18 protein-coding genes are annotated in these 15,902 nt (G+C 67.6%); 11 read left to right on the top strand and 7 right to left on the bottom strand.

Annotation, left to right across the window (positions count from 1 at the left end):
- The first annotated feature begins 491 nt into the window (after window positions 1–491).
- Genes VB739_RS05560 through VB739_RS05550 form a run of 3 tightly spaced genes read left to right on the top strand, consistent with a single transcriptional unit; the run spans window position 492 to window position 2,466 of the window.
- The gene (locus VB739_RS05560; protein ID WP_323356116.1) at window positions 492–971 is read left to right on the top strand and encodes a glycosyltransferase; all 480 of its coding nucleotides are present in this window, start codon (window positions 492–494) and stop codon (window positions 969–971) included.
- The gene (locus tag VB739_RS05555) at window positions 968–1,969 is read left to right on the top strand and encodes a sugar transferase (RefSeq protein ID WP_323356120.1); all 1,002 of its coding nucleotides are present in this window, start codon (window positions 968–970) and stop codon (window positions 1,967–1,969) included. The genes VB739_RS05560 and VB739_RS05555 overlap by 4 nt, the downstream gene beginning before the upstream one ends.
- Window positions 1,966–2,466: an ATP-binding protein gene (locus VB739_RS05550; RefSeq protein WP_323356115.1), complete on the top strand. Its 501-nt coding sequence runs from the start codon at window positions 1,966–1,968 to the stop codon at window positions 2,464–2,466. Before VB739_RS05555 ends, VB739_RS05550 begins: the two co-directional genes overlap by 4 nt.
- Here VB739_RS05550 and VB739_RS05545 read toward each other — a convergent pair.
- Together VB739_RS05545 and VB739_RS05540 are read right to left on the bottom strand one after the other, a co-directional pair.
- A complete protein-coding gene (locus tag VB739_RS05545; RefSeq protein WP_323356114.1) occupies window positions 2,432–2,857 on the bottom strand; it encodes a hypothetical protein in 426 nt (141 codons plus the stop codon). The two genes, VB739_RS05550 and VB739_RS05545, sit on opposite strands and share 35 nt — an antisense overlap.
- A gap of 61 nt (window positions 2,858–2,918) precedes the next feature.
- Entirely contained in the window at window positions 2,919–3,935 is a 1,017-nt protein-coding gene (locus VB739_RS05540) for a GAF domain-containing protein (protein ID WP_323356113.1), read from the bottom strand.
- Between the two features lie 197 nt (window positions 3,936–4,132).
- Here VB739_RS05540 and VB739_RS05535 point away from each other — a divergent pair, with 197 nt between their 5' ends.
- From VB739_RS05535 to VB739_RS05515, 5 genes are read left to right on the top strand one after another with little or no spacing between them, the layout of a single operon-like run.
- The gene (locus tag VB739_RS05535; protein WP_323356112.1) at window positions 4,133–4,660 is read left to right on the top strand and encodes a L,D-transpeptidase; all 528 of its coding nucleotides are present in this window, start codon (window positions 4,133–4,135) and stop codon (window positions 4,658–4,660) included.
- A gap of 60 nt (window positions 4,661–4,720) precedes the next feature.
- Entirely contained in the window at window positions 4,721–6,265 is a 1,545-nt protein-coding gene (gene glgA, locus VB739_RS05530) for a glycogen synthase GlgA (protein ID WP_323356111.1), read from the top strand.
- A gap of 11 nt (window positions 6,266–6,276) precedes the next feature.
- Window positions 6,277–6,981 (top strand): hypothetical protein, encoded by a 705-nt coding sequence (locus VB739_RS05525; RefSeq protein ID WP_323356110.1) that lies wholly within the window; start codon window positions 6,277–6,279, stop codon window positions 6,979–6,981.
- The gene (locus VB739_RS05520) at window positions 6,981–8,402 is read left to right on the top strand and encodes a UDP-N-acetylmuramoyl-tripeptide--D-alanyl-D-alanine ligase (RefSeq protein ID WP_323356109.1); all 1,422 of its coding nucleotides are present in this window, start codon (window positions 6,981–6,983) and stop codon (window positions 8,400–8,402) included. The genes VB739_RS05525 and VB739_RS05520 overlap by 1 nt, the downstream gene beginning before the upstream one ends.
- Before the next feature lie 12 nt (window positions 8,403–8,414).
- Complete coding sequence (locus tag VB739_RS05515; protein ID WP_323356108.1) at window positions 8,415–8,768, top strand: YbjQ family protein; 354 nt, start codon at window positions 8,415–8,417, stop codon at window positions 8,766–8,768.
- Here the strand turns inward: VB739_RS05515 and VB739_RS05510 are convergent.
- Entirely contained in the window at window positions 8,711–9,121 is a 411-nt protein-coding gene (locus tag VB739_RS05510) for a hypothetical protein (protein ID WP_323356107.1), read from the bottom strand. The two genes, VB739_RS05515 and VB739_RS05510, sit on opposite strands and share 58 nt — an antisense overlap.
- Before the next feature lie 86 nt (window positions 9,122–9,207).
- Between VB739_RS05510 and VB739_RS05505 the strand changes: the two genes are divergently transcribed.
- The gene (locus tag VB739_RS05505) at window positions 9,208–10,191 is read left to right on the top strand and encodes an META domain-containing protein (RefSeq protein ID WP_323356106.1); all 984 of its coding nucleotides are present in this window, start codon (window positions 9,208–9,210) and stop codon (window positions 10,189–10,191) included.
- Window positions 10,192–10,218: 27 nt separating this feature from the next.
- Here the strand turns inward: VB739_RS05505 and pyrC are convergent, their stop codons facing one another.
- Genes pyrC through def form a run of 4 tightly spaced genes read right to left on the bottom strand, consistent with a single transcriptional unit; the run spans window position 10,219 to window position 13,940 of the window.
- Window positions 10,219–11,292, bottom strand: coding sequence for a dihydroorotase (gene pyrC / locus VB739_RS05500; RefSeq protein WP_323356105.1), 1,074 nt, complete (start codon window positions 11,290–11,292; stop codon window positions 10,219–10,221).
- A gap of 2 nt (window positions 11,293–11,294) precedes the next feature.
- Window positions 11,295–11,840: a YqhA family protein gene (locus tag VB739_RS05495; protein ID WP_323356104.1), complete on the bottom strand. Its 546-nt coding sequence runs from the start codon at window positions 11,838–11,840 to the stop codon at window positions 11,295–11,297.
- 41 nt (window positions 11,841–11,881) lie between these two features.
- Complete coding sequence (locus VB739_RS05490) at window positions 11,882–13,453, bottom strand: NCS2 family permease (protein WP_323356103.1); 1,572 nt, start codon at window positions 13,451–13,453, stop codon at window positions 11,882–11,884.
- Window positions 13,446–13,940, bottom strand: a complete 495-nt coding sequence (gene def, locus VB739_RS05485; protein WP_323356102.1) for a peptide deformylase — start codon at window positions 13,938–13,940, stop codon at window positions 13,446–13,448. The genes VB739_RS05490 and def overlap by 8 nt, the downstream gene beginning before the upstream one ends.
- An 85-nt stretch (window positions 13,941–14,025) precedes the next feature.
- Here def and VB739_RS05480 point away from each other — a divergent pair, with 85 nt between their 5' ends.
- Both VB739_RS05480 and VB739_RS05475 read left to right on the top strand, forming a co-directional pair.
- Entirely contained in the window at window positions 14,026–14,889 is an 864-nt protein-coding gene (locus VB739_RS05480) for a formyl transferase (RefSeq protein ID WP_323356101.1), read from the top strand.
- Complete coding sequence (locus tag VB739_RS05475) at window positions 14,886–15,893, top strand: polysaccharide deacetylase family protein (RefSeq protein ID WP_323356100.1); 1,008 nt, start codon at window positions 14,886–14,888, stop codon at window positions 15,891–15,893. The genes VB739_RS05480 and VB739_RS05475 overlap by 4 nt, the downstream gene beginning before the upstream one ends.
- Window positions 15,894–15,902: the final 9 nt, after the last annotated feature.

Below are 15,902 nucleotides of genomic sequence, written 5' to 3'. Positions count from 1 at the left end.
CAATGAGCTGCTGCCGGCCTACCTGCGGATCTATAACGGCCGCAGGTGCCACATGGCCCTGGGTGGCCTCACCCCCCAGCAGCGGCTCGCTCAGTTGCAGGCATGAACAACCTGGTGGGAAATCACACTTAAGGCCCTTCAGGAGTTGGCAGTCTTCTGGCAGCAGTATCCCCACTGCTGGATAGCCTTCAGAGCAGCCAGCAAAAGCAACCTTCCTCTGTGGTGCAAAGTCTGTTGCTGGCCCTGCGTACGACAGGCACGGAGCTAGCATGGCTGATTGTTTCCACAGGCGCTGGCTTCGCCTTTCCCTTTCTTTTACTCGGTAAGCTGTTCGGATGCAAGAGCGTGTTCAGTGAGTCTGTGACCCGTATCCACACACTGAGACTTTCTGGACGGCACGCTCGTCAGTGGCTAGATCTGGTTTCCGTGAGCTGGCCCCAGCCGCAGCTTTGGTATCCCCCTGCCAAAGTCGTCCAGGGGAACGTCGGGCCATGATTCTCGTCAGCGTCGGGACGGAACAGTTCCCCTTCAACCGACTGATGCATTGGCTGGAGCTGTTGATCCAGAATCAGCTCATTGATGAAGATATCATCGTTCAGTATGGCACCTGCACGTTTCTGCCCAGTGGTACGACCGTGTATCGGTTGGTGAAAGAGGATTCCTTTCGAGAATTGATTCAAGAGGCGCGGATCGTGATTGCCCATTGCGGAGAAGGCACGGTCCTGTTGCTCGATACATTGCAGAAGCCTTTCATCCTCGTTCCACGCAGCGTTCGCTTTCAGGAGCATGTCGACGATCACCAGGTGGAACTCGCCCTGGCACTGTCGGAAATGGGTGTGCCGATTGCCTGGAGTCCAGGCGATCTGCTTCGTTTTCTTCAAGCCCCATTCCAAACCTCGATCAGCGACGTGACCGACAGTTCAGCCCAGTCCCTGTGTCGCAGTCTTCAGGCCCACTTCCCGTTGCAATGATGGGTCACCAGTCTCCTGCCTCTGCCTTCGTTCAGACCGTTCAGAACGGTGTCCTGATGATCCAGCTGCCACCCCGGCTGACGGTCACCGAGGCCGTGGCGTTTCGTGAGGGTTTCGCCGGCTGGATGGGACAGGTTCAGAATCTGCGAGAGGTGATCCTGGATTTCGGGCGAACGGCCGTCATCGACAGCAGCGGAATCGGCTCCCTTGTCAGTGCCATCAAAACGGCGCAAGAACAATCCGTTCCGCTTCGCGCCTGGAGCCTGCATCGTCAGGTGACGCTCGCGCTGCAGATGACTGGACTGGAGAAGCTGTTGACGATGGTGGAGCACAGCGAGGGCCTACTTCCCCGTCTCTCGCGTGTTGACGATCAACGTCCCCCCCTGACACACCCTTCGGTGCGCTCGCGAATCAAGCGGTTGATGGATGTGTGTGGCGCCCTTGTCGGACTGGGCGTCACCGCGGTCCTTTTCCTGCCCATGGCGCTGGTGATCCGCCTGGATAGTCCTGGGCCGATTCTGTTCAGCCAGGTTCGATGCGGCTGGATGGGACGTCATTTTCGCATTTGGAAGTTTCGCTCCATGGTCAGCAATGCCGAAGCTCTCAAAGCCAACGTTGCCAATCAGGCTCAAGGGGCCTTCTTCAAAAACGATAATGATCCCAGGATCACAAAAGTGGGCAGATTCCTTCGCAAGACCAGCCTTGATGAACTGCCCCAGTTCTGGAATGTGTTGATCGGCGATATGAGTCTGATCGGAACCCGACCAGCCACGCCTGACGAAGTCCAGCGTTACGCGATCCCCAGCTGGCAGCGTTTCGATGTGCGCCCCGGGTTGAGCGGTGAGTGGCAGGTGAGTGGTCGCTCTACCATCCGCGACTTCGAAGACGTGATCAGGCTTGACCTTCGCTATCAGAAGAACTGGAGCCTTGTCTACGATCTTCAACTGATCCTGAAAACATTTTTGGTTCTATTCAGCAAGAACTCAGGGGCCGCGTGAATCCCTCTAGCGATGGAGAATTCAAGGTGCCGTTCAGCCAGCTCACTGTGGTCAGCCATCTCGATGAACTCGAGAGCGTACTCACCTGGTTTGACAGGCTGACCTGTTCGGCCGTTCCAGAGGAGCTGTGGATGCAGGCTCAGTTGGCGCTGGTGGAAGGGTTCACCAATGCGGTTCGTCATGCCCATGCTCACCTCGTTCCAGCTCCCCAAGTCGTTCTCTCGGTAGAGGTGAAAGCCAGCACCCTTCGTGTCGAGATCATCGACCGTGGTGAGCCTTTTGACTTTGAGTCAGCCGTAGCGTCCCTGCAGAAAGAAGTGGCGGCAAGCACAGCAGATCCTCTTGCCAGAGAAGCCCATTGGGGATTGGTGATGCTGTTGAAGCTTCGCACGGACTATGGATGGAGCATCAACTATTCCCGCCAAGAGGGGATGGCCAACTGCCTGACCCTGAGCCATCCTCTCAATGGGAAAAAGGCAGGTGATGCGTCATGCTGAAATATTCCGGGTGGCAACGGGCAGGCTGAAAGACAGACCATCGCGTCAAGAGGTTGAGAAAATAGTTGGTTCCTTCTGGCCCCCACCCCCAGCCATTGGAGACGTGCTTCCCCCAGACAATGCTGGTGGCTTCCAGAGACTTTCGCTCTTCCATCGGAAAAGTTGCCAAATCTCCTCGATACAGGATCAATTGCCCCCTGTAGAAGAAGGAAGGCTCGATGTTCATCCCCCTGTACCTTTCATCCAGCCTGAACCAGACTTTCTTGCTCTTATGAAGAAACCAGAAGGTGCGGGAACAGGTCGGAGCTACGACGTCATTCTTGAAGCTGTAAATGATGCCAGGATGCTGTTCCATTGCCCCGGGGTAGGGGGCCGTGACGCCTTGGCTCATGAACTGTGCTGCAGATGTCCACGAAGCGAGCAAAGCGACTGTTTTCACCGCCCGGTCGTTCCTATGAGCGTACCTTGCCATTCTCGGTGTCCTGCACCCGCATGATCTGATCGGCATCTTCGTCCATCGTCAGGTACAACGCGTTCTCCGCTCGCACCAGCATGTCGGCGATGCTGAGATCTGTCGATTCCTGGGCCGTCACACCGACATGCACCTCCCCAGCTTCGCAGTGACCCGTCCGCGACTGGTTGAACTGGTTCGCTTCGGCGCAGAGGGAACGGGCGATGTCCATGGCACGCACTGTGGACGTGTTGACCAACAGCAGGGCGAACATCCGATCGGCCATCCGTCCCAGAAGATCAGCGGGGCCACAGAGCGTCTGCCATCCGGCGGCTAGTCCCCGGATGCCCTGTTCCGCCGATTCGGAGCCCCCACCCAAGCGCTCCGCCGGAGGGGGACGATGGTCGAAGTACAAGAGATGAAGCCGGTTGCCGGTCCGAATCGCCCGTTGAAACTCCTTTTCACTCAGGCCAAGGAAGGCCTCTCGCTTCCAGAGTCCCGTCACTGCGCAGTGTGACTGGACCTGTCGAAATTCAATCTCGCGGCTGACCTGTTCGGCGAACATCTTCAGCACTTCCCGCTGCTCATCGCTGAAGCCGTGAGTCTGCTGATCGATCAGACAGAGCGTTCCCAGGTTCTGGCCATCGGCCGATTTCACAGGAGCCCCGGCATAAAAGCGGATGTTCGGCTCCCCGATGACCAGTGGATTCGTGTTGAACCGCCCATCTTCGCTTGCATCCGGGATCACCATCACCTCATCGGTGATGATGGCGTGCGCGCAGAACGCCATCTCGCGAGGGGTTTCGCAGGCATCGATTCCTGTTCTGGAAAGGAACCATTGGCGATTCTGGTCCACCAGCGAAATCAGTCCGATCGGCATGCCCAGGGTGGTGCTGGCCAGGCGCACGATGCGATCAAGGTGCGGGTCGGAAGGGGTTTCCAGGAGCAGGATTCGCTCCAGTGCCCTCAGGCGTGCTTCCTCATCCTCAGGTAGCGGATAATCGGGATAGGGAGCCATCAACCCCAGCCAACATCTAACCCTACAGCCGTGGTTGATCTCAACGCTGCCTGTCCGTCCCATGGGCTTGGGAGACTCCAGAGGAGCATCTGCTCGCTAGCGTCCAGAATCAGCCCCATGCACCGGCCTTTCCGATCGTGAACCGCCATGCCACCCTGTCTTTGGCTGCAGCCTTGGTCGGATCCATGGCTGGAGCGATGGTGCTGCCATCCATCGCGGCTTCTGCTCCGCCAAGCGCCGTGGTGACCCCACCGGAGCCAGGCACAACTGAAGTGGAACCCATTCCCCCATCGGTCAAGCTGGTGCTCGACCGGCGCCATCGGTTGCTGAAGGTGATGGAGGGCGAGCGGGAACTGCGCCGTTTTCCTGTCGGCGTGGGCATGCCCGGTTGGGAGACGCCGGTGGGATCATTCAGCGTGATCGAAAAGACCGCCGATCCGATCTGGGAGCATCCGGCCAAGGGCCTTCGCATTCCCCCGGGTCCCACCAATCCCCTCGGTTCCCGCTGGATCGGATTCCACCGGGACTGCAAGGGCCGGAGGGGTTTCAACGGCCAGGAGCATCTGGAGGTGAAGGGCTGTGTGACCTCAGGCTTCCACGGCACGCCGAACCGCCGCAGCGTCGGTGGCGCCGTCTCCCATGGCTGTGTGCGGTTGTTCGATGAGGACGTGCGGGTGCTGTTCGACCTGGTTCAGGTGGGCACCCCGGTGACGGTGCTGCCATGAGAGGCAGGGGCGCCTCGTGGCAGCCCGTAGAGTTCCTGGCGCACCAGGGATCGAGCGCGGATGAGGGTTCTGTTTGCCGCTGCGGAGTGCGCTCCGATGATCAAGGTGGGAGGCATGGGCGACGTGGTGGGCTCCCTGCCACCGGCCCTGGCGGCCCTGGGCCACGACGTGCGCATCATCCTGCCGGGCTACGGCAAGTTGTGGAGTCGGCTGAAGATTCCGGCCGAGCCGATGTGGCGCGGCCACGCCATGGGCACCGATTTCGCCATCTACGAAACCCGCCATCCCAGCAGCGGCCTGCCCATCTATCTGGTGGGCCATCCGGTGTTCGATCCGGAGCGCATCTACGGCGGTGAAGACGAAGACTGGCGCTTCACCTTTTTCGCCAACGCCACGGCTGAATTCGCCTGGAACGGCGGCTGGAAACCCCAGGTTCTGCATTGCCACGACTGGCACACCGGCATGATCCCGGTGTGGATGCACCAGGACCCCGAAATCAGCACGGTGTTCACCATCCACAACCTGCGGTATCAGGGTCCCTGGCGCTGGAAGCTGGACCGCATCACCTGGTGTCCCTGGTACATGCAGGGCGATCACACGATGGCGGCGGCCCTGCTCTATGCCGACCGGGTCAACGCCGTCTCGCCCACCTATGCGATGGAGATCCGCACGCCCGAATACGGCGAGCGCATCGACGGCCTGCTGAACTTCATCAGCGGCAAGTTGCGCGGCATCCTCAACGGCATCGACACCGCGGACTGGGATCCGGCCACCGACCCCACCCTGCCGGAACCGTTCTCGGCCGACGACCTCTCCGGCCGCAGCGCCAGCAAACGGCTGCTGCAGGAACGGATGGGGCTGACCGTGAGCCCCCGCACCTACCTGATGGGCATGGTGAGCCGCCTGGTGGATCAGAAAGGCGTCGACCTGCTGCTGCAGGTGGCCGACCGGGTGTTGGCCTACAGCGACAGCCAGTTCGTGGTGCTGGGCACCGGCGACCGCGCCCTGGAATCGGGGCTGTGGCAGATGGCCGCCCGCCACCCCGGCCGCTTCGCCGTGTTCCTCACCTACGACGACGCCCTCTCGCGCCTGATCTATGCGGGCAGCGACGCCTTCCTGATGCCGAGCCGCTTCGAGCCCTGCGGCATCAGCCAGATGCTGGCCATGCGCTACGGCTCGATTCCTGTGGTGCGCCGCGTCGGCGGCCTGGTGGACACCGTGCCCCCCAACGACCCCACAGCCGGCACCGGCACGGGCTACGGCTTCGATCGCTACGAGGCGATCGACTTCTACACCACGATCGTCCGATCCTGGGAGGCCTACCGCAACGAGCCCAGCTGGCAGGAGCTGCAGCGGCGGGCCATGACCACCGACTTCAGCTGGAACCGCTCGGCTCTGGAGTACGACGCCATGTACCGCGAGGTCTGCGGCGTCAAAGAGCCCACCCCCGACGCCGCCCAGGTGGAGCGCTTCTCCCAGGGTCAGGGAGCCGATCCCAGCCTGTTGCACGACGAGCCCAGGCCGGACGTGGTCACCAAGGAACCTCCGCCGGCGCCGCGCCCCCGCAACCCCCTGGCCTTGCTGCGTCGCCGTAACGACTCCTGAGTCCGGCGCCCATGGCTGATCCGGTTCCGCCACCCTCCGATCTGCCGGCGCCCTACGCCAGTCCCTGGGGCCAGCTCGGCGACGCCGCGCGGGCCGTGCTCGCGACCCTGCGCCTGAAGCTGCGCGAACTCTGGCGCCGCAACCGGGAGGGGGACCTGTCGGTGCCGGGCTTCTGGCCCCAGGGCCTGGCCCCCCTGTTCTGGCCCCTGCTGCTGGCGGCCCTGCTGGCCCTCGCCCTGGCCCTGGCGGGGCAGGTCTGGCGTGGGCTGTCCCACCGGGCGGTGCAGGCGGTCGGAGAGCCCGCTGCGCCCCTGGCGACCCCGGCACCCGTCTCCGCTCCGGCCCTCCCCGCACCCGCTCCTTTCACGGTGCCCCCCCTGGCCGTGGAGGAGAGCACGCCCCTGCCGGAGCCGGAGCCACCGCCGCCCCTGGCGCTCGACCCCCTCCTGGCGCTGCTGGCCCAGGACGATCCCGACCATCTGATCGCCTCGGCCCATCCGGTGCCCGCCGAAGGCCGGCTGGTGCTGACCATGGCGCCGACCTACACCGGCCTCAGCGAAGCGAACCGGCGGCGCTGGGCGGAGCGCTGGCAGCAGCGCGCCCTGGCCCTGGGCTACGAACGGCTGGAGCTGGTGGACGGCCTGCAGCGCCTGCTGGCCCGCCGGGCTCTGGTGGGCTCCGGCATGATCCTGCTCGATCCCGGTGCCCCAGGCTGATGCCGCTGCCGTTCGAGTCCTTGCGCCAGCTCTGGGGTGACCCCCTGATGGCCCCCGGAACCACTGCACCGGACACCTTCGCCCAGGTGAGCACCGACAGCCGCGGCGATCTGGCCGGCGCCCTGTTCGTGCCCCTGGTGGGGGAGCGCTTCGACGGGCACCGCTTCCTGGCCGAGACCCTCGCCACCGGGGCCGCGGCGGCACTGGTTCAGAGGGGCCGCCTGGAGGGAGACGTCCTGGCGGAGCTGGTGGCCAACGGCGGCGCCCCCATCTGGCTGGTGGAGGACACCCTGGTGGCTTACCAGCAGCTGGCCTTGCTGTGGCGGCGAAGGCTGGGTTTGCCGGTGGTGGCGGTGACCGGCTCGGCGGGCAAAACGACGACGCGGGAGCTGATCAAGGCGGCCCTGGGCTCCCTGGGGCCGGTGGTGGCCAGCAGCGGCAACGAGAACAACGATGTGGGGGCGCCCCTCACCCTGCTCAAGGCCAACGAGACCACGGCGGCCCTGGTGGTGGAGATGGGCATGCGCGGCCTGGGGGAGATCGATCGCCTCACCCGCTGCGCCGCACCGGATGTGGCCGTGATCACCAACATCGGCACCGCCCACATCGGCCGCCTGGGCAGCCGCGAGGCGATCGGCCAGGCCAAGTGCGAGATCACCGCCGGCCTGGGGCCGGAAGGGGTGCTGGTGATTCCGGCCGGGGATCCCCTGCTGGAGTGCTCCCTGGCCAGGGTCTGGGGCGGCCGGGTGGTGCGGGTCGCCCTGGAGGACGAGCTGGCTGGGTTCCCGGCCGCGACGCCGGCGCCGGACCTGGTGGGGCGGCTGGAGGCTGACGGCCTCAGCCTGGCGGGCGGGCCCAGCCTGCGGCTGCCCCTGGAGGGGCGCCACAACGCCCGTAACCAGCTGCTGGCGGTGGCGGTGGCCCAGGAGCTGGGCGTGCCGGCCACGGCCCTCGTCGATCTGGCGGTGGAGCTGCCGGGGGGGCGGTCCCGACGCTGGAGCCTGGGCGAGGTGGAGCTGCTCGATGAGACCTACAACGCCTCGCCGGAGGCGGTGCTGGCGGCCCTGGATCTGCTGGCCGCCACCGGCAGCGAAGCGGGGGGCCGCCGGTATGCGGTGCTGGGCACGATGCTCGAGCTGGGGGAGCGCAGCCTGGAGCTGCATCGGCAGGTGGCGGCCCGGGCCAGGGAGCTGGGCCTGGACGGTCTGCTGATCGTGGCCACCGGCACCGAAGCGCAGGCCATGGAATCTGCCGCCGCCGGGCTACCGCGACTGCAGCGGGTGGCCTCACCGGAAGCGGCGGCCGACGTGCTGCTGGAGTGGCTGCAGCCGGGGGATCGGGTGCTGCTCAAGGCCAGCCGCGGCGTGGCGCTGGAGCGGGCGATTCCGCTGCTGGAGGCCGCCCTCACACCACCTCATTGAATGACTCCAACCATGTTCGTGACCACCACCTTCACGATTGAGGGCTACACCATCACCGCCTATCGGGGCCTGGTGCGCGGCATCGTCGTGCGCTCTCCCACGCTGGTGCAGGGCTTCTTAGGAGGGCTCAAACAGATCGTGGGCGGACGGATCGGCGCCTATACCGAAATGTGCGAGCAGGCCAGGGAGCAGGCCTACGAGCAGATGATCCAACACGCCAGGGCCCTGGGTGCCAACGCCATCGTGGGGACCCGCTACGACGGCTCGGAGGTGCAGGGCGGCACCGCTGCCGCCACCGAGGTGCTCTGCTACGGCACCGCCGTGGTGGTGGAGCCTCGGCCCAGCAGCAGCGGCAGCAGCGCGTAGAGGAGCAGCAGGGCCAGATACACGACGCCTGACACCGGGTCGCGGTCGATGAGGATGTCCTGCAGGGGACGGTGCAGGATCAGCAGCCCCACCGCGAGCTCAGCCAGCAGCATCAGCACCAGGGCAAGGCCGCCGACGGCAGCGCGGGCTGCGGGGCCGGCGCCGTGGAGCTGGCGTCGCACCACCAGGCGGGCGGCGAGCACCATGGCCAGAGCCATCCACGGCATCTCCAGCAGTTCGGCCGTGCGCTGCCCCAGCCGCGGCACAAGGAACGGGACCCGCACCGCCCCCAGGACGAAACCGGTGCCGAACACCAGGGCGAAATAGGTGGCGGCGGCGCGCAGGATCCCCATGGCAGCAAAGTCTGTATCCATTTGTGGGGGGCCCGAGGGACGAGCGGGACGGACCTGCATAGCGTCGGACCAGCAGAAGACGTCCGATGCCTTTCTCATCAAGCAAAACCCGGCTGCTGGGAGCTTGGACGGGGGCCGCCATCGCCGCGGTCTCGCTGATGGCAGGGGCGTCGATGCCCCTGGTGGCGGCCCCCCAGACCCCGCCGCTGCAGGGCACCTCCTGGCAGCTGGTGGGGATCCAGTCGATGGATGACGCCCAGGGCCTGAAGCGTCCGGCGGACCCCTCCCGCTACACCCTTTCGCTCCAGGCGGATGGCAAGGCCGTGCTGCAGCTCGACTGCAACCGCGCTAGCGGCACCTGGCAGGTGGAGCCCAGCGCCGACCCCGGCAACGGCGGTTTCCGCTTCGGACCCCTGGCCAGCACCAGGGCCCTGTGCCCGGCACCCAGCCTGGGGGAACCCCTGGCCCGGCAGCTTCCCTTCGTGCGGGGCTACCTGCTGCGGGACGGCCGGCTGAACCTGAGTCTGCTGGCCGATGGCGGCATCCTGATCTGGGAACCCCGCCCCGTCGCCGGACCCGCCTACAGCAACCGGCCCGATCCAGCGCTGGAGGCGGCAATCCTGGCGGCCTCCCCGGACCTCCGCCGCGCCCTGGGGAGCGCCGGCGGCGGCATGGGGCGGATCAGCTACGTGCACGCCCGCACCGACCTCAATGGGGATGGCCGTCAGGAGGTGCTCGTTTACCTGATGGGTCCCTACGTCTGCGGCACCGGTGGCTGCACGCTGCAGGTGTTCCAGCAGGGGGCCCGGGGCTACCGACTCGTCTCCAGCTTCCCCACCAGCCGGCTGCCGGTCATCGTCTCGGAGACGCGCCGCAACGGCTGGCGTGATCTGTGGCGGCGGCAGTCCGGCGGCGGGGCCCCGGCCACCTGGGTGCGCGAAGTGTTCGACGGGCGGGGCTACCGCAGCAAGGAGCGGATCCCTGCGGCCGGCGCAGCACCGGCCGGCACCGTTGTGCTGGGCGGCGATCCCTCCCTGGCGGATGGGGCGCCGCTGGTGACGCGCCCCTGATCCATCCCGGCCGCCATGGGCAGGGACTCAGCCCTCCTCCGCCAGCCGCCAGTGCAGCACCTGGCCGGCATGGAAGGGCACCAGGGTGGTGTCGCCCCCGTGCAGGCGCGCCGGCACCGTATGGGGCTCCCGCACCAGGGTGATGTGGCCGTCGTTGAGGGGCAGCCCGTAGAAGGCGGGCCCATGCAGGCTGGCGAAGGCCTCGAAGTGATCGAGGGCCCCCTCCTGCTCGAACACTTCCGCGTAGCTCTCCAGGGCGAAGGGGGCGTTGTAGATGCCCGCGCAGCCGCAGGCGCTTTCCTTGGCCGAGCGGGGATGGGGAGCTGAGTCGGTGCCCAGAAAGAACCAGGGCTCCCCCGAGGTGGCCGCCTGGCGCAGGGCCAGCCGATGCCGTTCGCGCTTGGCCACCGGCAGGCAGTAGAAGTCCGGCCGCAGGCCGCCCTGGAACATTGCGTTGCGGTTGATGTGCAGGTGGTGGGGGGTGATGGTGGCGGCCAGGTTGGGGCCCGCCTGACGCACGAAGGCGACGGACTCGGCGGTGGTGATGTGCTCCAGCACCACCTTCAGGCCCGGATGCCGCCCCAGCAGCGGCGCCAGGTGGCGCTCGATGAAGACGGCTTCGCGATCGAAGATGTCGATCTCCGCGTCGGTCACCTCCCCGTGGATCAGCAGGGGCATGCCGATCCGCTCCATCGCGGCCAGCACCGGCTCGATCCGGGCCAGGTCGGTGACGCCGGCGGCGGCGTTGGTGGTGGCATGGGCCGGGTAGAGCTTGCAGGCGGTGAAGACCCCCTCGGCATGGCCGCGCTCGATCTCCGCCGGATCGATCGTGTCGGTGAGGTAGGCGGTGAGCAGGGGGGTGAAGCGGCTGCCGTCCGGCAGGGCGGCCCGGATTCGGGCGCCGTAGGCCTCGGCCGCCGCCACCGTGGTGATCGGCGGGCTGAGGTTGGGCATCACGATCGCCCGGGCGAACGAGCGGGCCGTGGCCGGCGCCACCGCCTGCAGCAGGGCACCGTCGCGGAGATGCACATGCCAGTCGTCGGGGCGCCGCAGCCGCAGGCGCTGGGGGGTGGCGTTCGGCTGCAGCGAAGCGGCTCCCATGATCAGAGCAGCGACCGGTTGGCATTGGCCGTGACCAGATAGCCGCTCAGGGCCAGCAGCAGAACGCTCAGGCAGAAGAACGCCAGGGAAGGGCCGTCCTTGATCGGCAGGGTGAGCATGGCCTTGAAGGCGGACACGATCAGGGCCACCACCAGCACCTTGACCAGCTTCTCCTTGAGCTGGTCGAGGCTGCGGATGTCCAGCAGGCCGCCGCCCCCCTGGTCGTGCTCCCGAGCCGCCTCGATCGGGGAAATCAGCAGCTCATAGACCCCGTAGCCGAAGATCAGCAGGGCGATGCCGATCAGGTAGAGGTCGATCCCCGAGACGATCGCCCCCAGCAGTTCAGCCACGAACTTCTTGTCGAGCTGGTCGACCTTGCCGAAGGCGGCCAGGGCCTTGCCGATCTCCAGGGTGCCCAGCACGAAGGAGACCACCGTGCTCACCAGGCTCATGATCACCGGCAGGATGGCGATCAGGCGCAGCCGCCACAGCACCCTCTCGAAGCGTTGTTCCATCCGCTTGAGGCGTCCCTTGAGCGCAGAAGCCATGCGGCGCTGATGCAATCGATCAACCCTAGGCAGCGCCCGGTTCAGCGCTGCGGACGTCCCAGAAGGAACACCACCGCCATCGCCAGATAGCCCAGGGCCCAGGGGCTGCCGCTGCCCCAGCCGGGGTCGAGAACCGTGTCGGCCAGGGTGAAGCTCCAGGCATGGATCAGCCCCAGCCAGGAGGCGGCCGCCGCCACCAGGGCGCAGAGGGCGGCGGCGAGGAAGCGCTGCTCGATCACATACACCAGCATCGCCGCCAGCAGCATCGCCGCCAGGATCTGGCCCTGCTCGAGGGCAAAGGCCCCGGCGGCCCACACATCGGCCTGCTGCAGCGGCGGCAGCAGCTGGGGACCGAAGGGATTGGCCGGGGTGCCGCTGCCCCCGGCCCGCAGCCCCGCCTTCAGCATCAGGGACCCCCAGCCGGCCAGGCCGGGCAGCAGCCCCAGGGCGACGGCGGGGGCATGGGCCGGGGGTGTGGCCTGGAAGGCCTGGGCCGCCATCACCAGGGCGATGTAGAGCACGATCGCCATGCCGGCCTCGATCGGCACCAGCTGGCCCACCACCCCGAACAGCCCCAGCAGGCAGCCCAGGCCCATCACCAGGCCGTTGAGCCAGGAGTAACCGATGCGGGCCCCCATGCCCTTCCAGCCCGGGTGGCCGATGTAGATGGTGGTGGGGAAGCAGGAGCCCAGCAGGGCGGCGGCCACCGTGCCGATGCCATTGATCAGCAGGGAGCTTTTCACCGGGTAGGCATCGCCGGCCGCCTCGGCGCTTTCCAGGTTCTGCAGCGACCCCAGCAGGTTGAACAGGCCCATCGGCACCGTCACCCCCAGCCAGGGCAACAGCTCATCGCGGCCAGCCCAGAGGGCGCCCACCTGGGGCACGGGCAGGTGCAGACCCACCTGGGCCAGGTTGGTCTGCCAGGTGGGGCCATCCAGCCGCAGCAGACCCGTGGCCGCGGCCAGGGCGATGCCCACCAGCACCGCCAGCACACCCCCCGGCAGGGGCAGCCGGGCCTGGCCGAAGTAGGCCAGCAGGATCACCGCCAGCACCGCCAGCCCCACCACCGGGACGGCATAGGTGCGCAGCAGAAACCCCAGCCCGATGTAGCCGAGAGCGATGCCGGCCAGGGTGGAGAGCAGGGCCGCCCGGGGCAGCCAGTGCCGCAGGGGGGCCACCAGGAAGGCGCCGCCCGCTTCGATCAGCCCCGATCCCAGGCAGGCCAGCAGGCCGGCTCGCCAGGACAACAGGGATGCGGCCTGGGGATCCAGGCCCTGGCTGGTGGCCGCCAGCTTCACCGGCAGCATCACCAGGAACACGTAGGCGAACAAGCTGACCGTGTTGATGCCATAGGGCAAGGCGGTGCGGTCGTCACGGCCCTCGCGCCGCCCCAGGCGGTGGGCCTGAATGGCATAGGCCACGTTGCCCACCACCAGGCTGACGCCGGTGGCCGGCAGGATCGTGCCGAAGATGAGGCCATCGGGATACCCCAGCACGCCGCGGCAGAGAGCCACGATCAACAGGATCTGGATCAGGTTGTCGAGCCCCAGGCCCAGGAAGCCGTCCAGGTCGCCGCGCACCCACCAGCGGGGAGATGACGCCAGCTCAGCCATGGGGCAGCCCCCCCGCCACCCGATCCGGAAACAGCACCCCATCGAGGTGGTCGCACTCGTGCTGCACCACCCGGGCCTGGAAGCCCTCCACCCGGCGCTCGAAGGGATAGCCCGCAGGGTCGAAGGCCCGGACGTGCAGACGGCGCCAGCGGGGCACCAGGGCACGCCACCCCGGCACGCTCAGGCAGCCCTCCCAGGCGCCATCGTCAATCTCCTCGCCGAGGGGCCTGAGGACGGGATTGATCAGCACCGTTTCCGGGATGGGGGGCGCCTCCGGGTAGCGGGGGTTGTGGGTGATGCCGAAGATCACCACCCGCAGGGGCACGCCGATCTGGGGTGCCGCCAGGCCGGCGCCGTCGGTGGCGGCCATGGTGTCGCGCAGGTCCTGGAGCAGGGCCGGCAGGAGGGGGTCGTCGAACCGTTCCAGCGGCGCACTCAGCTGGCGCAGGCGGGGATCTCCGATGGTCAGCACGTCACGGACGGCCATGGGCGCCTCTGGATCGGTCCCACTGTGCCGCCTTCCGGCCGCCCCGTCCGTACCATCCGCAGATGATGCTGCGATCGGCGGATCCATGGCCGTGAGCTCCCTGCGGGTGGCCGTGCTCTGCTGCGACGGCCTCTACCAGCGCCACCTGGTGCGGCGGGCGGACGAGGCGTTCACCCTGGTGGGCGTGGTGCTGCAGGTGTCGCCGCCCGACAGCCGCAGCTGGCCGGCCCGACTGGCGAGATACCGCCGGCCCCTGCGGCTGCTGCGCCAGCTGATCGCCCGCGTGCTGCTGCGGCCCCACGACCGCCGCGGCGCCGCCCTGCAGCGGCAGCTGTTCCACCACGACGGCGCCCCGCCCGAGCTGCCGGAGGGGGTGCCCGTGCTGGTCACGTCGGCCATCAACGAGCAGCGCACCGCCGACTTCCTGCGCCAGGTCGCCCCCGACATCGTCCTGGTGAACGGCACCCAGCTGCTGCGGGCGCCGGTGCTGGAGCTGATCCCCGCCATCCGCCACGGCCTGATCAATCTGCACACCGGGCTGTCGCCCTACTCGCGCGGCGCCAACTGCAACCTCTACATGCTCATGGAGGGGCATCCGGAGCTGGTGGGGGTCACGGTGCACCACATCGACCCCGGCATCGACAGCGGCGACATCATCCTGTCGGCCCACGTGCCGATGCAGCCCGAGGACGATGTCGAGACCATCGACGTGCGCAGCTTCCAGGTGGGCATCGAACTGCTGATCGAGGCGGCCCGCCGGCTCGAGGCCGGCACCGCCCCGCGGGTGCCCCAGTGGGAGAAAGGGAAGTTGTTCCTGCGGCGCACCGGCTACGTCTACGAGCCCTGGCAGCGGCTCGTGGCCAACCGCCGCATCGCCCGGGGCCTGGTGCGCGCCTACCTGGCCGACCAGGCGCGCCGGGACGCAGCCGTGCGGGTGGTGCAGCCATGAGCCGCCTGGGGCGCATCGCCAACCGGGCGGCGGACCTGCTGTTTCTGCCGCCCCTGGATCGGCTCTGGCGCCGGCGCCTGCAAGGGAAGGTGCTGTGTCTGCTGTATCACCGGGTTGACCAGCCGGGCCGGGTGCCGTTCCTGGACAGTTTCGGGGTGCCACCGATCCCCCCCGCCGCGCTGGCCGCGGAACTGGGCGTCCTGCAGCGCCGCGGCGCCCGCTTCCTCACCTACGCCGATCTGCGGGCTGGCCGCTTTCCCTCCGCTGAGGAGTTCGCGGTGATCGTCAGCTTCGATGACGGCCTGCGCTGCAACTACGAGGAGGGGATGGACGTGCTGCAGGCACTGGGCATCCCCGCCGTGTTCTTCCAGTCGTCCGGGATGCTCGCCGGCGGGGAACTGGTCTGGGAGCACGCCCTTTACTGGTATGGCGCCCACCCCACCCTGGCGCCCCGGCTGGCGGAGCTGGCCCGGCAGCGGCTGGATCTGCCGGCCGATCTGGAGGGTGCGGCCCTGATCGCCCGGCTGCGGGATGCCACCCCCGTGGCGCAAGTGCGGGAGCTGCTGGCGGAGCTGGCGGAGCGCTGGGGCACGGCCGCCGAGCTGGTGGCGGCGGCCGATCGCCTCTACCCCAGCGAGGCCCACCTGCGCCGGGCCCGGGACGCCGGCCACGAGGTGGGCAGCCACGGCCACCACCATGTCCCCCGCTGCAACATCAGCCCAGCGGAGTTCGAGCAGGAACTGGTCCGATCAAGCGCGGTACTCGGCCGGGTGCTGGGGGAGGCACCCCAGTCGTTCTCCTACCCCTTCAACAGCCATCTGCCCGGCGACGCCCAGATCTGCGGACGCCATTTCCGCCAGGTGGCCACCGTCGATGGGGCCCTGCTCACCGCGTCGACGCCAGCCCTGGCCCTGCCCCGCTTCACCTGGCCGGGGCCCCATCCCAACCGGCTGCGCCGCCGCCGCTGGCTCTGCACCGGAACACTGGCCTGGCCAGGGAGATAGGGTCTGGTT

Origin of the sequence: Cyanobium gracile UHCC 0281 (genome assembly GCF_034931305.1) — a bacterium.
GTDB classification, from domain to species: Bacteria; Cyanobacteriota; Cyanobacteriia; order PCC-6307; family Cyanobiaceae; genus Cyanobium; species Cyanobium gracile_A.
The sequence above is the reverse complement of the archived record's forward strand: the minus strand, read 5'-3'. Positions and strand labels throughout refer to the sequence as shown.